The sequence below is a fragment of the Gammaproteobacteria bacterium genome, from assembly GCA_019748175.1.
In the GTDB taxonomy this organism is placed as follows: domain Bacteria; phylum Pseudomonadota; class Gammaproteobacteria; order JAIEPX01; family JAIEPX01; genus JAIEPX01.
Genome location: JAIEPX010000004.1, coordinates 91,802 through 107,553, shown reverse-complemented (window position 1 = coordinate 107,553; position 15,752 = coordinate 91,802). Strand labels below are relative to the sequence as shown.

The 15,752-nt window shown below is 40.5% G+C and carries 17 protein-coding genes; 6 read left to right on the top strand and 11 right to left on the bottom strand.

The genetic code is table 11. The annotated features are described in order from the left end of the window. Positions 1-64 precede the first annotated feature (64 nt). Genes K2X50_02500 through K2X50_02475 form a run of 6 tightly spaced genes read right to left on the bottom strand, consistent with a single transcriptional unit; the run spans position 65 to position 5,109 of the window. On the bottom strand, positions 65-1,099 hold the full coding sequence (locus K2X50_02500) for a hypothetical protein (GenBank protein MBX9586106.1): 1,035 nt from the start codon (positions 1,097-1,099) through the stop codon (positions 65-67). 27 nt (positions 1,100-1,126) lie between these two features. Further along, positions 1,127-1,795, bottom strand: a complete 669-nt coding sequence (locus tag K2X50_02495; GenBank protein MBX9586105.1) for an SCO family protein — start codon at positions 1,793-1,795, stop codon at positions 1,127-1,129. A 10-nt stretch (positions 1,796-1,805) separates the two neighbouring features. Next, positions 1,806-2,669: a heme o synthase gene (gene cyoE / locus K2X50_02490; protein MBX9586104.1), complete on the bottom strand. Its 864-nt coding sequence runs from the start codon at positions 2,667-2,669 to the stop codon at positions 1,806-1,808. After that, a complete protein-coding gene (locus tag K2X50_02485; GenBank protein ID MBX9586103.1) occupies positions 2,647-3,645 on the bottom strand; it encodes a COX15/CtaA family protein in 999 nt (332 codons plus the stop codon). The genes cyoE and K2X50_02485 overlap by 23 nt, the downstream gene beginning before the upstream one ends. A gap of 46 nt (positions 3,646-3,691) precedes the next feature. Further along, positions 3,692-4,270, bottom strand: coding sequence for an SCO family protein (locus K2X50_02480; protein MBX9586102.1), 579 nt, complete (start codon positions 4,268-4,270; stop codon positions 3,692-3,694). An 8-nt stretch (positions 4,271-4,278) separates the two neighbouring features. Beyond that, positions 4,279-5,109 carry an SURF1 family protein gene (locus K2X50_02475; protein ID MBX9586101.1) on the bottom strand — a complete coding sequence of 277 codons (831 nt, stop codon included), beginning with the start codon at positions 5,107-5,109 and terminating at the stop codon, positions 4,279-4,281. Positions 5,110-5,221: 112 nt separating this feature from the next. Between K2X50_02475 and K2X50_02470 the strand changes: the two genes are divergently transcribed. Both K2X50_02470 and K2X50_02465 read left to right on the top strand, forming a co-directional pair. After that, complete coding sequence (locus tag K2X50_02470; GenBank protein MBX9586100.1) at positions 5,222-5,422, top strand: DUF2909 domain-containing protein; 201 nt, start codon at positions 5,222-5,224, stop codon at positions 5,420-5,422. Positions 5,423-5,802: 380 nt separating this feature from the next. Then, positions 5,803-6,495 carry a hypothetical protein gene (locus tag K2X50_02465; GenBank protein ID MBX9586099.1) on the top strand — a complete coding sequence of 231 codons (693 nt, stop codon included), beginning with the start codon at positions 5,803-5,805 and terminating at the stop codon, positions 6,493-6,495. A 78-nt stretch (positions 6,496-6,573) separates the two neighbouring features. On the opposite strand, the gene K2X50_02460 is transcribed toward K2X50_02465, so the two are convergent. Further along, entirely contained in the window at positions 6,574-7,719 is a 1,146-nt protein-coding gene (locus K2X50_02460) for a multifunctional CCA tRNA nucleotidyl transferase/2'3'-cyclic phosphodiesterase/2'nucleotidase/phosphatase (protein ID MBX9586098.1), read from the bottom strand. A gap of 126 nt (positions 7,720-7,845) precedes the next feature. Here K2X50_02460 and asd point away from each other — a divergent pair, with 126 nt between their 5' ends. From asd to K2X50_02445, 3 genes are all read left to right on the top strand, one after another. Further along, positions 7,846-8,700, top strand: coding sequence for an archaetidylserine decarboxylase (gene asd / locus K2X50_02455; GenBank protein MBX9586097.1), 855 nt, complete (start codon positions 7,846-7,848; stop codon positions 8,698-8,700). A gap of 47 nt (positions 8,701-8,747) precedes the next feature. Beyond that, on the top strand, positions 8,748-10,172 hold the full coding sequence (locus K2X50_02450; GenBank protein ID MBX9586096.1) for an amino acid permease: 1,425 nt from the start codon (positions 8,748-8,750) through the stop codon (positions 10,170-10,172). Between the two features lie 66 nt (positions 10,173-10,238). After that, positions 10,239-11,552: an MFS transporter gene (locus K2X50_02445; GenBank protein ID MBX9586095.1), complete on the top strand. Its 1,314-nt coding sequence runs from the start codon at positions 10,239-10,241 to the stop codon at positions 11,550-11,552. Between the two features lie 138 nt (positions 11,553-11,690). Here K2X50_02445 and K2X50_02440 read toward each other — a convergent pair whose 3' ends face one another. Next, entirely contained in the window at positions 11,691-12,554 is an 864-nt protein-coding gene (locus tag K2X50_02440; protein ID MBX9586094.1) for a LysR family transcriptional regulator, read from the bottom strand. 91 nt (positions 12,555-12,645) lie between these two features. Between K2X50_02440 and K2X50_02435 the strand changes: the two genes are divergently transcribed. Next, on the top strand, positions 12,646-13,530 hold the full coding sequence (locus K2X50_02435; protein MBX9586093.1) for an arginase family protein: 885 nt from the start codon (positions 12,646-12,648) through the stop codon (positions 13,528-13,530). Positions 13,531-13,609: 79 nt separating this feature from the next. Here K2X50_02435 and thpR read toward each other — a convergent pair whose 3' ends face one another. From thpR to efp, 3 genes are read right to left on the bottom strand one after another with little or no spacing between them, the layout of a single operon-like run. Beyond that, complete coding sequence (gene thpR / locus K2X50_02430) at positions 13,610-14,167, bottom strand: RNA 2',3'-cyclic phosphodiesterase (protein ID MBX9586092.1); 558 nt, start codon at positions 14,165-14,167, stop codon at positions 13,610-13,612. Positions 14,168-14,183: 16 nt separating this feature from the next. Further along, positions 14,184-15,170 (bottom strand): elongation factor P--(R)-beta-lysine ligase, encoded by a 987-nt coding sequence (epmA, locus tag K2X50_02425; GenBank protein ID MBX9586091.1) that lies wholly within the window; start codon positions 15,168-15,170, stop codon positions 14,184-14,186. Between the two features lie 12 nt (positions 15,171-15,182). After that, on the bottom strand, positions 15,183-15,752 hold the full coding sequence (efp, locus tag K2X50_02420) for an elongation factor P (GenBank protein ID MBX9586090.1): 570 nt from the start codon (positions 15,750-15,752) through the stop codon (positions 15,183-15,185).

The window sequence follows — 15,752 nt, the reverse complement described above, 5'->3', positions numbered from 1 at the left end:
ACGCCAGTAATTCTTTCGACATTATCTCAGAAATGGCGTTTTTTTTCAATAGTGTACGAAATGATTATTTAAGAATAGTTGTGATGCCTGCTGCTAATTCTTTTGCGGGTGATTCTAATTCGGGTCGGAGTTTCCCATTTAAATATAATGAAGAATCGCAGGTATAGAGTTTTTTATATTCGTTGATGATGTCCATGGATTTTTTAGGATCGATTTTTGAGTCTAGAATTAAATGACGTCTTGCAATACAGAACATATAGCGTGAAAAAGCATCGCAGAAGTTCCATCCATTGTAATCTTCGCTTGCAGCTTCGCCAATAGTTTCAAGTGGGGTCGGATGAAATGGAATGCGGAAACTTTCGTGTTGAAATTGGCAGAAAGGTTGGTCACTGATGAGCAAAACAGTATCTTTCTGTTGGTACATTTTTGCGGTTTGTGCAGAAGCATCGTCAACATCGGCACGCACAGCATCAGGTTTTTTCTGTGCATTGTGAAAATCGATTGTGATTTTATCAAAACAGTCAGGATATTCTTGTTTCATCTGAGCAAGAACAATTTTCGCCATTTCGAATTCGGTGTTTGCGCTTTGTTGTTTTGCTGGCTCGAAATCAGCGAGTACACGTTCACCTACGGATATCAATAAATGTTCAACGCCAACAATTATTTTTGATCGAATTAATCGAACAAGAAATAGTAATCGTTTTTCGAGTCGAAATTGAAATCCGCCTTGAACAATGACTCTAGGGTAATGTTGAAGTTTTGGAAGTATTTCATCTAGCATTCCTAGTGTGCGAGCACATTCTTTTAGTGCAACAAGATCGAGTGAATCAGGATCTTTAACATCGGTTCTTTCTAATTTTACGGGGCGTATAAATGTGCTCTGTAGATAGGCTGTGAGAATAAGAAACTGATGTGTATGTTCAGTAATTTCAGGAAATAAGGGTTGTTTTGTTTTATCTAAAACGCCCCCGACTATGACTTCTCGGCATTGATAAAGCGCCAATAACTGTAACGCTTTTTCAACGTGTAAAGGTGAAAAGTCTAATCCTACGCCTTTGAAAATCAGCGCAAACGATTCATTAGTTCTGTCCGCCCACATTTTAAACCTTTTTAATGCATCAATATTTTAAATCTGTTTGGAAAAACGCGCTTCTATAGTTTCAATGTTATTTGCAAGACCTTCAGCAGTGTGTGGTGAAGAGAAAAGTGCGAGCAGTTTTCCTTCGGGATTCACTAAAAGAAGTGTGCCACTGTGATCTATTTGATAGGCCATAGGGTCGTTAGCATTTGGTTTTTGGACTTTCATATACAGAATATTGAGCGCTGCTGTGAGTTTTTTGATTTCATCTTGAGAGCCAGTTGCGCCAACGAAATTTTTATTGAAGCTAGCAATATATTTTTGAATAACAGGAGGAGTATCGCGTTCTGGATCAACAGAAATAAATACAATTTGTGGAAGCAGTACATTTTTCTTTTTTTCTAATTGTTGGTAGGTATCGTTGAGAACGGCAAGTGTGGTGGGGCAAAGTTGTGGGCATTGTGTAAATCCGAAAAATAATAAACTCCAATGTCCTCTTAAATCACTGTTGGTGAATGGTTTTTCTTGAGCGCTAACAAGATGAAAAGGTGAGATGTCATGAGGAACAGGAAAAATAGTGCCATTTTCGATATCAAATGGAGATTGGTGAATACCGCTTTGGTTGTTTCGCACCCACATTCCCAATAATAGTGAGATGACGGCAAAAGCGATGGCAGCGAGGATGATATTGCGGTTTCGGATCACTTGAGTTGTCATGGTCACACTCCTATAAATAATGGTCTATTAATAGCACAATAAACAGTAACATTAAATAGAATATTGAATAATAAAAGGTTTTCATTGCAATCACGCGATCGTGGGTTCGGTATAATAGGACCACCCAATACAGAAAAACGGCATTTAATAAGATGCTGGTGATTAAGTAGAATATTCCGCTCATGCCAATGGCGTAGGGCAGTAATGAGCATGCGATCATTAAAAAGGTGTAGAGTAGTGTACATAATAAGGTGAAAGGAATTCCGTGTGTGACGGGCAACATGGGAATTTCTGCTTTTTTATATTCGTCATAACGTGCGACGGCAAGCGCCCAAAAATGCGGAGGTGTCCACGTAAAAATAATTAATACCAGAAGCAGACTGGCATAATCTACATGCCCAGTGACGGCAGTCCAGCCGAGCAACGGAGGCGTGGCGCCTGCTAATCCACCGATCACAATATTTTGTGGGGTCGCGCGTTTTAAAAATACCGTATAAATAAGAGCGTATCCAATCAGTGTGGCAAATGTTAGCCATGCCGTGAGCGCGTTTACAAATATAAATAGCACGGACATTCCGAGTAATCCGAGAATCGTTGCAAAAATAATGGCTCGAGTGGGTGTGGTTTTCCCGCTGGGTAATGGACGATTTTGAGTGCGGCCCATTTTTGCATCAATATGACGATCGATAAGTTGGTTGATCACGGCTGCGGAACTTGCTGTTAATCCAATACCTAATGTGCCATAAAATAAAGGTTGCCATGGTATCCAGGGTGCAGCAAGCAGCATTCCAACGACAGCTGTTAATAAAATTAATGAGACAACGCGAGGCTTCGTAAGTTCTATATAGGAATTAATTGACGCTAAGCGTGTCACGTTGTTGCCCTCGAAAAAGTAAATGAGCCAGTGTCACCAGCGATAAAAGTAAAATTAAAGCAACGCCATTATGTGCAACTGCAACAGGTAATAATAGTTTTGTGTCGATATTGGCTACGCCTAATAAAAATTGCACTGTAAGAATAATTAATATTCCCCAACCTGCAGTTCGTAATTCTGGACGTTGTCGTGAGCGTAACAAAATGATGGCTAATAATGTGATATATGTTGCTGTGATAATCGCGCCGTATCGATGCATCATTTGTAATGTGACGCGCGCTGTGGTGCCCAAAATTCCACCTTGATAATTCGCGCCAATCGGACTAGTGAAATTAAATGCAGTGGCGAAATCCATTTTCGGAAAAAAACTGCCTTGGCAGAATGGAAAATCGGGGCAAATAATGGAAGCATAATTTGCGCTCGTCCATGCGCCGAGAAAAATTTGTGTTGCGACAATAATAATTCCAATAATTGCAGCAGGTTTTAACCACGAGTTCGGTGTTTTGTGTCGTCGTTTAGTTTTCAAGCTCAGCGTCAACCACCATAAAAAAGTCGCGATGGTCATTCCACCTAATAAGTGTCCCATCACAACTTGTGGCAATAATTGCCATGTGACAGTCCACATACCGAGCATCGCTTGAAAAATCACCATGCCAACTAAAAAAAGAGGAACTGCGATGGGAACATCTCGATCACGACGTTTACGAATTAAGGAGCTCACTGCTAGTGTAAAAATCAACAATCCTAATGTACCTGCGAAATAGCGATGGATCATTTCTGGCCAGGCTTTTTCCGGCTCTACTTTGAGTTTTGGAAATGCTTGTTCAGCTTTTGCAACGTCTTGCGTTGTTTGTGGAACTGTCAATTGCCCGTAACAGCCCGGCCAATCTGGGCAGCCGAGTCCGGCATCTTTTAATCGAGTATAAGCTCCTAGCATCACAACATTCACTGCAAACACAGTAGCGATCAGGGCCATAAACCAAAATCGATGTGCAGGTTGAGATTTATTCATGATTACCCCCTTATCCAATTTGCGAAACTTTCAATAATTTTGTCAAATCCTTAAAAATGTACGAAGGATTTGCGGAAGGTTTATAGCGCATCATAATATTACCAAGAGGATCACTAAAATAAATGGCGCCTTCTTCTGAACTAAGACGTTGTGCTTGAGATTTTTCAATTACCCATTGTTTGGTCAGAGAGTAATCGTGCTGTAATAATGTCTCTAAATGTGCATCGGTTTTATTGCCATTTACTGTAATGACGACCTGACGAAGTCGCGTATGGTCTTTTCCCGTTGCTTTGGCAATTTGTCGTATGTTGTAAAGACTGGTTTCGCAGGCTTTATTACAAGAGTTTGGGTTGAGTGTCAGTAAAATCCATTTTCCCAAAATATCTTTGTCGGCAAGTTCGTGATTTGAAATATCTTTTAGCGACAATTGTTTAATGGGTATGGTGGGTTGTATTAATTGCCCGTAATTGGTGGTTTTACCTTCGAGGGGTGCGCCATACCAATATAATAGCCCAGCAAGAATCAACGGGATTGTGAAAGTTAATATTAAGCTAACGATGACAAAATTATTGCGTTTTTCGGCGATCATACTTTTCCTCACTTCTGGAGTTTCCCGCCTTCGCGGTTAATGTTCAATACGAGGAAAATTACCATTAAAAGGGTAGCAAATGCAAACCATTGCAGGGCGTAAGCCCTATGTTTTTCGGGCGGAAGGCCCTGCGGCTGCCAATCTCGAACGAACCCATCGGCTTGATCGGGGTCTAATAAGAGTATAATGGGTTGCAGTGGCTGCCCCAACGCGTTCGATAATTCGTCAATCTTGATGACTTGCATCACTTTGGGCCAAGTGGTTTTACCGATGAAATTGTCGCCTAAATGAAATGTACGTACTGGAGCGGCACTTATCCGTCCGCCTAATGTCACCGGTTTTGTTGATAATTGTAATTGAGTGTGTGGAAGTTGTTTGGTGACCCAGCCGCGATTCACCAATAGAATTTGTTGTGAGTCGGTAATAAAAGGCGTGAGTACATAATAGCCCACCTGATGTTCATGGAATTGATTATCTTGTAAAAATTGCTTATCAACAATGTAATGGCCGTGAATGCTTAATGGGAAATAGCGAAAGCCCTCCAGGTCTTTTACAGCTTGATCCAGGGCAAGTGGCGGTTGCCCTTGTTGATTGGTGTAATGGTCTAGCAGTTGCTGTTTATACTCTGCGCGGTGCCATTGCCAAAAACCCAGCAAAATCAGTATAGGTAGCAAAATCAGCGTGGCTAGCGTTGGCCAAAGCGTTGGTTTGAAGGTCAATTTTTGTCTAGCGCTGACAGCTTTCATGGGGTTCCAGAAGGGTGATTCAATTAAGGCATTTAAGCACTCAAAAACAAGGTTTTCAATGGAAATTTGTGGCTTACATCCTGAATATTGCATAAACCCAGATTTTGCTATTGAAATCTACTACCAGGCTCTAATGCACTTCATAAATTCGTATGATACACTTCAAACTCACTGACAATCTGCTCTTCTAAGGAAAAAAATTATCATGAAATATCTAATATTAGCTTTAATGTTAATGGTGCTTTATTTCTTAGGAAGTGCAAGTTTCTATATGTTAAGAAGACGTGATTCTGAAAAAATGGCTAGAGCATTAACATGGCGTATCGGGCTTTCAGTCTTAATTTTCGCTTTATTGCTTATTGCGGCAATGGTGGGTTGGTGGGAGCCTCATTCGATTTTACAGTGATATTAACTTAAAATTACCTTAGGGCCTTATAGGAATGTTGAAATAGAGGGGCTTTTGGCATGTTTTCCTAGCAAATTCTGCTTTATCACCCCTTATCAAACGAGTTCCTAATGAATCCAGAGCAAGAACTCTAGTTAAATCGTGATATTATCCTTCCATTTTATATAAAATCTGATACAATATGGGCACTGAAGATTAAGACCTACCATGTTTTAGTAGATGTTAAGTCTTTCTTCATGCGGTGTTCGGGGGATAGGCAGGGTGGGCCTATAGAAGTAGACAGAAGAATGTGTCAGAATTCCCTTAAATGCTTTATTTTTTTGTGAAAACATGCTAAAATGCCGGCATGTTAATTGAACTTAATCAGGACAGGTGGATATATGCCAAAATTAATTGATAGAATTCAAGACCTCAAAGACTCAAAGTCCGGCCCAGAAATGCGGGGGCAGCGGCTTAAAAGCTTACGTATGATGACGGGTTTATCGCGTAAGGCTTTTGAAGAGCAGTATCATATCAGTGCAAGTACTATCCAATCTTGGGAAGACGCTAAAGCTGGTGGTCTGACCGAAAAAGGCGCTCGACGAGTTATTGCCGTATTCAAAGAAGAAGGTATTCGTTGTGGCGTTGATTGGTTGCTCTACGGTATTGGTACTCCTCCTCAATTATCAAACAAATTATTTGATACAGGCAATGAACGGCTTGAGCCGATCGAAGTTCCGACTGAAGATCGCGCGATTGTTAATGAATTGCTCGTTTTCCGTCAAAACAACCCAGACGCGGTCGAATACATCATTATTGATGATGGTATGGCGCCTGCGTTCGCAGTAGGCGACTACGTTGCTGGTAAACGTCGTTCGTCTCTCCATCTGGATTCAGTGATCGGTAAAAACTGTATCGTTGAGACTCGTGATAACGAAATTCTTTTCCGTCGAGTCAAAGCAGGCAGCAAGCCTGGTACTTATACACTGACTTGTGTTAACCCAGATACATCTGTACGTGAAATTACACTGTACGATCGTGAATTGGTTAGTGCAGCTCCAGTAATTTGGCATCGTAAGAAAGACTTTTCTTAATTCTAGATATTGCTAATTAAAGACGGCTGGTAGCGAAAGTTACCGGCCGTTTTTTTGTGTGAGAGCAATCTAATATTACTATCTTGTACCTATTCCAGCAGATCCAGTTGCTGTTCCCTGTTGAAGTTTTTCGACGCGAGCCCCGTGGATTGCTTTTCCAATTTCTTCGCCTTTAAGGCCTTTGTCGATGAATTGTTTTGAATCAATAACATTGGTTAGTTCAAAAGCGTCTTGGATAATTTGTGTGGAATTTATTGGCGAAATCTCTGCGGGTAAAAATTTCAAGATCTGACAAAAATCAGAAAATCGTTCCGGTCGTCGATAGGCGTCGATTTTTTCAAGGAAATTAATGACAGATTCTGCGTTTTGGAAATCTAAACTAATGTAATTGCTAAGATTGGAAGAAACAAGAATGGCTAATTCGCTAAAACGACTGGGTGGCTTTAATCGTTGACAAAAAGAAGTAATTTCGTATTTATCAAGTCCCAAAGCAAGAGAACCAAAGCGTATGAGATCATTTGGGTTTCTATCAGTTAATGCGCGGCGCAGATAATCGAGACTCTTTGATGTTGCAAGTGATCCTTTTGAAATAATTTCAGGAAATAGTTTTTTGAGTGCTCCGCAATCGTTTAATACTTCAAAAAATCGAAGGGGGTTTTCTTCAGATAATGCACGTGAGAATTCTTTCCAAACTCTTTCAGCGACAAGTGCGTCAACTTCACCTGTTTCGACCATTTTTTTCATCAAATCATTGGTTTCGGGAAAAACGGTGTAATCAGGAAATCGCGAAGCAAATCGCGCAACACGTAAAATGCGAACTGGATCTTCTGAAAAAGCGGAGGAAATATGTCGCAGAATTTTCTTTTTAAGATCGAGTTGTCCGTGATAAGGGTCGATGATGGCATTTGAAGAATCACCCACTTCTTGAGCCATTGCATTTATGGTTAAATCACGTCTTATTAAATCTTCTTCGAGTGTCACGGAAGGATCGGCATTGCATTCAAATCCCGTATAGCCCTTGCCTGTTTTTCGTTCTGTGCGGGCGAGAGCATATTCTTCGTTGGTTTCAGGGTGTAAAAAGACTGGGAAATCTTTGCCGACTTGTCGAAATCCGAGATCTAACATTTCTTTTGGAGTAGCGCTTACAGCAACGTAATCACGTTCAGTGACTTCGCGTCCTAAAAGTTTGTCACGTACTGCACCACCGACTAGATAGATTTTCACAGGACCCTCATATGTTGCGATAATGTTGTCATTAAAAGTGAGGTGGGGTCAAGTCTAGCTTTGATATTGCACTGGTTCTCTATATCTAGCATCATATAGTAAGATATTCTTAAAAAAGGTCGGTTCATGTTCATCCAGTTTAAAACATTAGCTTATTATATGTTGCCCCATCATGCGCTTTCGCGTTTGGCGGGAGTGATCAGCCGTTCAGAAGTGGGCTGGTTTAAACGTCTATTGGTGAATTGGTTTATTAAAAAGTACGGGGTTGATATGAGCTTGGCGGTTGAGCCCAATCCCGATGTTTATCGCTCCTTTAATCAGTTTTTTACTCGAGCCATTCATTCAGAACGACGGCCGATCTGTCACGATCGCAACGCGATTGCAAGTCCTGCTGATGGTGTGATCAGCCAAATGGGCGCCCTTCGCGAGGGCCAATTGTTGCAGGCTAAGGGCATAGAGTATTCTCTGTCAGAATTGCTAGGGGGTGATGATTCTCAAGCGCAATCACTGTTGGGCGGGGAATTTATGACCGTTTATTTGTCGCCGAAGGATTATCATCGAGTCCATATTCCTTTTGAAGGCCAGTTAGAAAAAATGGTTTATGTTCCCGGTCGTTTGTTTTCAGTGAATGCTTTTTCCTCAGAGAATATTCCTAATTTATTTACGCGCAATGAGCGTGTGGTGTGTTGGTTTAAGACAGAGTGTGGTCCGATGGTTGTGGTGTTGGTGGGGGCGATGCTGGTAGCGAGTATTCATACAGTATGGGCGGGAAAAGTGGCTCCGGCTACGGTATCGGGTGTTGTGACAAAACAATTTTTAGAGAAAAAGATTCAATTGAATAAAGGTGATGAGCTGGGGCATTTTGAGTTAGGTTCCACGGTGATTGTTGTATTTCCTCGGGGAGTTGCGCAGTGGAATGATGAGTTAAAGGCAGGTAGTGCAGTGCAGATGGGGCAGCAGATTGGACTTGCTTCATTTTAAGCGTTTTTCATGTTAGTGTCTGAGTATCACTTGTTTAAAGGATTTTTATGTCCGGATTAAAGTCAAAATCGGGTAAAACGCTCGGCATTTTTTCACTGATGATGATTAATATTATCGCTGTGGATAGTTTAAGGTCGTTGCCATTCAGTGCCGCCTATGGTTTTTCGTTGGTGTTTTATTACATGCTCGCAACAGTCGTTTTTTTTGTTCCAGTCAGTTTAGTGTCTGCAGAACTAGCCACAGCAATGCCAAATAAAGGCGGAATTTATGTGTGGGTACGAGAAGCATTTGGTGAGCTGTGGGGATTTGTAGTGATCTGGTTACAGTGGGTTTACAATGTGGTTTGGTATCCCACCATTTTGTCGTTTATCGCTGCCACTGTCGCTTATTTAATCGATCCATCCTTAGCTGAAAGTAAAGTTTTTATGCTGCTTTGTGTGCTCGGTATTTTTTGGGGTGCAACATTACTGAATTGTTTTGGTATGCAACTTTCCAGTTTTATTAGTACTGTGGGTGCGTTGCTTGGTACGTTGTTACCGATGTTATTCATTATAGGTTTAGGGATTATGTGGATTGTGCAGGGAAAACCTATGCAAGTGCAATTTTCGATGGTAAATTTTTGGCCTTCGTTCCATGATCCAAATACGCTCTCATTTTTGTTGGCATTAATTTTTGGTCTCGTTGGCATGGAAATGTCAGCAGTTCATGCGGATGAAGTTGAAAGACCTGGTCATGCTTATCCTCGAGCCATTTTATATTCAACAATTATTATAATATTGAGTTTAGTGTTTTCTTCATTGGCGATTTCAGCTGTAGTGCCTAATCATGACTTATCGGTAGTGACAGGTTTATTGCAAGCCTATCATATTTTTTTAGTGGCCTTTCATATGGAATGGGCTGAATCGATTGTTGCGATTTTAATTATTATTGGTGGCATAGGTGGAGTTGCAACGTGGATTATTGGACCCACTAAAGGTTTATTAGTCGCTGCTCAAGATGGAAGTGCGCCTGCATTTTTAGCGCGAACAACGCGTAAAGGTGTTCCGATAAATATTTTAATGGTGCAAGCGATAATTTTTACTGCGTTGTGTTCGGTATTTTTGTTAATGCCAACAGTGAGTAGTTCTTATTGGGTTTTGACTGCGATGACAGCGCAGTTAGCTATGATTGTTTATATTGCTCTTTTTGCAGCGGCAATTTGGTTGCGCTATAAAAAACCTCACATAGCTCGTCCATACAAAATCCCATTGGGCATGTTTGGAATTTGGATAACGTCTTCTTTAGGGCTCATTTCGTGTCTTGTCGCCATTGGTTTAGGGTTTCTTCCTCCTACCCAGTTGATGGTAGGTAACGTGGTAATTTATGAATCGATTTTAGTGGTTGGAATTTCTATCTTAACGCTTCCCCCATTGATTATTTATCTTTGGGCACGTATCAAAAAGAAGAGAAAACATCGCATTGAGTTGGGTTGAGATTCATGATATTATCCCATAATAGTATGAATTTTTCAGACAACTAAAGTATCGGGCGGTATTAATATGTCAAACTATGCAAATCAACAATCTTCTTCGCGTTTACCACGTCGACTATTACCTTGGATGATTTGGGGAATTGGAACAGCGTTTGTGCTTTTTCAATTTTTGCTCCAACTTTCTTCTGGTGTTCTTGTTGAGCGATTAATGCACGATTTTTCGATGACGGCTTTAAGTGCCGGAATTATGTCAGGCGCCTACTATTATATTTATGTTTTATTACAAACTCCCGCTGGAATGCTGATCGATCGTTTTGGCGCTAGAATTTTGTTAACGGTTGGCGGATTTGTCAGTGCTGCTGGGTGCGCATTATTTGCTATGAGTGATCAGATTTGGATGGCTGATGTGGCGCGTATAATGATGGGCGGAGGTTCGTCTTTTGCTTATGTAGGTACCTTGTATTTAATTAGTAATTGGTTCCCGTCTCGTTATTTTAGCTTGATGTTAGGGTTGAGTGATTTTGTTGCAACTATCGCTACAATTATTGCGAATGTTTATGTTGCAAAATTAATCGAGCAAATGAGTTGGCGAGTGAGCATGGTGGGCGCTGCCATCATCGCAGGATCGATTGCTGTATTTTCGTGGATAATTATTCGAAATCGTCCACAAGAAGATCTAGCTCCTCCAAAACAATCAGCGAAACAATTTTGGCATCACGCTGTGAGTGTTTTCACAAATCCATATTTATGGCTCAATGGAATTTTCATTGGTGTGGTATTTGCAATTGTTTCTGTTTTTAGTGGGATGTGGGGAATTCCTTTTATTAGTCTTGTGCGAAATATTCAAACTTCACAAGCCACTCTCGTTGTTTCGATGATTTTTGTTGGGTTAGCATTCGGCTGTCCTGTGATTGGGATGATTTATCCACTAGTACGCGATTATTTGCGCGCGGTGTATGTGTCAGCCGCATTAGTATTAGGCATATTATTGACATGGTTAATTTATTGGCCACCCACTTCTTTAGTGTTGTATGGCGGAATTATGGCTGTAATGGGGGTTTTTAGTTGTGTTTATGTATTGAGTTTTACTTATGTAAAAGAATCTGTCGCTCCCGATGTTCAGACCACAGCGATTGGTTTTACCAACGCTTTGTGTGTGGGTACGGTGCCTCTTTTCCAACCTTTAGTCGGGTATCTTTTACATGTTTCTGCAAACTGGCGTCATAGTGGTGCAGCTTTAGAAGTATATGATGCAGTTGATTATCAATGGGCACTTTCAGTATTACCTTTGTCATTATTAATTGCCGCTGTGTTAGGGTGGTTTATTTTTTCTAAGAAAGCATCTGAAGAAGAGAGCACTGCTACGTTGACTGCAAACTAAGAAACGAAGGGAGAAGGCTGGTAAACTGGTTTTAATTCCAGACTTGCCCTTATAGTTTTTGTTTTCGATTCAAGGCATTAAACTTTGCAGAAAGATTGGGGTCAATTCCTTGCTAAATGCAATCCAGGGTTAGGTCTATTAATCAATAGCATTAATTAATGCAGCGAAGTATTTCGGAGGCTCTGGTCGTGAATACCACGCTAAAGTGAGGTCATGCTTGAAAGTTTTTTTCTTGTTCAGCAATATTAACTGTCTCGACATGACATAAGGTCGTGCAAATTCTTCGGTAAGGATTCCGTAGCCTAATCCAGCAATAAATAATTCTGCAATGCTCTCTGTATTATTGACAAAATGCCTATCTGGTTGAATGTTATCGAGCAATGAAAATTCTTTTAAATAAGCAAAGGTCATTGGATCATCGGCATCAAAATCAATTATTCTTTCATTCTCAATAATGTCTTTCAAAGTTCTCCCGCCCCATTGAGAGCTACATAGTAATACATAACTTTCTGGCAATAGTGTTTTGTGCTCCATCTCAGAGGTCACTAATTCTGGTCTCAATATTACTAAATCAATTTCGCCTGATTTTAGGCGCTTACTGATATCATTCGAATCATCAATAATGAAGGAGAGCAGTAAATGAGGGAATGCTTTCATGACTGATTCGCACCTAGGAATTATACGCGAACGCATTATGCTGGTTGGGCCAGCTATCTTAACTCTTATGGTCGACTCTTTTCCCGCACCTTGAATCGTAGCAAGGGCAGCTCCACCCATTTCAACAACTCGTTGGCAATACCTATGAAGTACTTCTCCCTCAGGAGTTAGAAGCATGCCACGTCGACTGCGGACAAAAAGCGTTGTTTTCATCTTTTGCTCTAACAGCCTTATTCGCTGGGTTATCGCTGTTTGTGTTAAGTGCAATAATGCAGCTGCACCATGGACTGTGCCTTCGCTAACAACGGCTTCAAAGGCCCGCAATTGAGGTTCAAGTAAAACCATAAAAATTGATCACTTAATGAAAATAATGAATTATACTGATGTTTCTGCGTATCTTACAATACCACTGTCATTTAACAAAAAGGACATGGAAATGAAAACCCTGTTTAGCTATGCTACCTGTAAAAAACGAGCTCATGCGCGATGTGAAATCTTTGGGGCAAACACCCAATGCGCAGGAACAGCGCCAACATTCTCCTTAGCACAAGATCGTGAGATATTTTCTGCCGATTTTATTCGTGAGGTTGATAATCGGCTTTATTCTTTTCCTGAAAATTTTAAATCAGGTGAGCACTTGTGGGACTCTGGAAATTTAAACTTTAACGAGCGCAGCATTGTAGCCGAGACAGAATTAGTATCCTCTCGGTTTGAGGCCTTATTTCAAGAAGAAAAAGTGCCTATTTGTTTAGGTGGTGATCATGTCATCAAATATTCCGCTCTTAAGGCATTAGATACTACTATTCCGGGAGAATATGGCGTAGTGTATCTTGATGCACATCCCGATTGCGAAGCTCAAAAAATACTGACTTACAGCTCGATATTGCATCATGGTTTTTTGATGCCAAATTTAAAGCCGCGTCAGATCATGCTTACAGGTATTAGGCAATTTACAGAAAATGAAGCCAAGGCATTGAAAGTCTATCAATCTGAGATCGGCGTAATAATGGGAAGTGAATTTGCCTCTACGTCTATGGATAATGTTCTCGATAAAATTATCAAACAATTCTCTGGGTTAAAATATCTTTATTTTTCAATTGACCTGGATGGATTAAACCCATCTTGCGCTCCGGCTGTTGAAAGCCCTTACCCCGGTGGTCCCAGCCTAAATCAAATTATTTATTTAATTCAACATTTGAAAAAAAATTTCACTTATATTGGGATGGATATCAGTGAGTTTATTCCGGAATTAGACAAGAATAATATTACTGCTTTATCTGCTGCTCGCATTATGAAGGAGTTTTATAGTGTGGTTGTTTGAAGAGAATCGGAGTGGAAGTGATCAATATGCAAACTCAGAACGAAAGGATTACGTCTACTATTTACATCTAGTCGCAATGTTAGAGCTGAATCACATTATTTAATTGAAATGTTTTTAATGTGGTATAATCGCTTCCCGATTCGGTCGGTTCGCTTTTAAAAAGGACAACACGATTCGCGATATCGTCAATTGTCTTGATGTGATTGAAAGTAAAATCTTCGGTATGAGTAGTTTCCCTAAATCGACCTAATGTAATGTGAGCTACAAAAGGACGTTTCTCTAATTTAATTCCTTCTGAAGAGAGAGTTTGGTTTAGCGTTCTCACAAGATTGGCAAGTTCTAAATTTAGATGAACAGCAAGTGCTATTATATGAGGCCTTTTTGCTGGGAATAAGATCAATTTGCGAGTGGAAATTGTGATGGCTTGGCAGGTTTTTAATTGTTCTTGAAGTAATGAATTTATTGTATTGAGTTGCACTTCATCGATGTTTTCTAGAAATCGTATTGTGATATGTAAATGATCAGGCGATGTCCAGCGAATATCTTTAAATTGGTATTCATTTTTTAGATTTTTAATAGTATTCAGGCAGTGCTCTTGAATTAATGGTGGTAATGTAAGAGCATAAAAAACACGCATGGTTAATCCTTCAAAATTATACTCTATCAAAAGAAAAAGAAATTACTTCATTAATGTGGTTGGCATTTGTGGCTAACATAATCAGGCGATCGACGCCTAATGCAACGCCCGCACATTCAGGCATGCCATGAGCTAAAGCAGCGAGTAAATTTTCATCGATGGGTAATTCCGGTAGGTGCATTTTTTTTCGTTGGCTATTGTCGGCATTGATTCTATGACGTTGTTCTTTGTCGTCTGTTAATTCATGATACCCATTAGCCATTTCTATGCCCTGAATATACACTTCAAAACGTTCTCCAACGGGATGTCCGTCTTCATTTCGAATTTTTGCCAGTGCTGCTTGTGAGCCGGGAAAATTATAAATGAAATGGGGTTGTGTCATGCCAAGTTGAGGTTCGATCAGGTGGCTCATTAATAATTGCAACCAAGTATCGTGATCGTCTCCAAGATTGGGTACGTTGATGTTGTTGTTTTGTGCCGCATTTTGTAATTCAGAAAGAGATGCTGTGAAAGGATCGATGTTTAAAAATTGACGAAATAGATCGCGATAGGTTACTCGTATTGCTTTTTCGCTATTCAAAATTCGTAGAAATAATTCATCCATTTCATCCATCAATTGATGGTGATTAAATCCGATTCTATACCATTCAAGCATGGTGAATTCTAAATTATGATAACGCCCACTTTCATCGCCACGAAATACTTTAGCAAGAGAATAAATAGAACCGATTCCACTGGCCAACAGTCTTTTCATCGGAAATTCAGGAGATGTTTGTAAAAAACCGATTTCATGATTATCGAGAGGGACTCGTATGCTCGATAGATGAGGATCGGTAGCGGTGACTCGGCAAAGCATAGGAGTGTCCACTTCTAAAACATTACGTTCAGAAAAAAATGCACGTAGTTCTGCAATAATTTTTGCTCTTGCACGTAATTGTGAAATAGACGCAGTGGGGCGCCAGGTTTGTTGATAATCAACCGGTGGGTTTATTGTTGAGTGCATATACTTATTAAATTATTCTTTCGCACGAGAAACGTAAGTTCCGGTGCGAGTGTCAATTTTTAAAACATCACCAATATTAATGAATAATGGAACTCGGATAACCGCGCCGGTTTCTAGTGTTGCGGCCTTATTTCCACCGCTCACGGTATCACCTCGAACACCAGGATCTGTGTCGGTGACAGCGAGATTCACAAAATTGGGTGGCGCCACGTTTAAAGGAACGCCGTTCCACATGGTGATAATGCAAGAATCTTGTTCTTTGAGCCATTGTGCTGCATCGCCTACTGCTGACACAGGGATTTCATGTTGTTCGTAGGTTGCTGGCGACATAAAATGAAGGCGATCTCCATCAGAATATAGGAACTGCATATCCATTTCGACAACATCTGCTGTTTCAAGGGTGTCCCCCGATTTGAAGGTTTTTTCGAGGACACGGCCCGTTTTTAAATTACGCATTCTGACTCGGTTGAAGGCTTGCCCTTTACCGGGTTTTACAAATTCATTTTCAATGATGCTGTACGGATCGCTCTCGAGGATTACCTTGAGGCCCGACTTAAAATCATTTGTGCTGACCATTCCCAT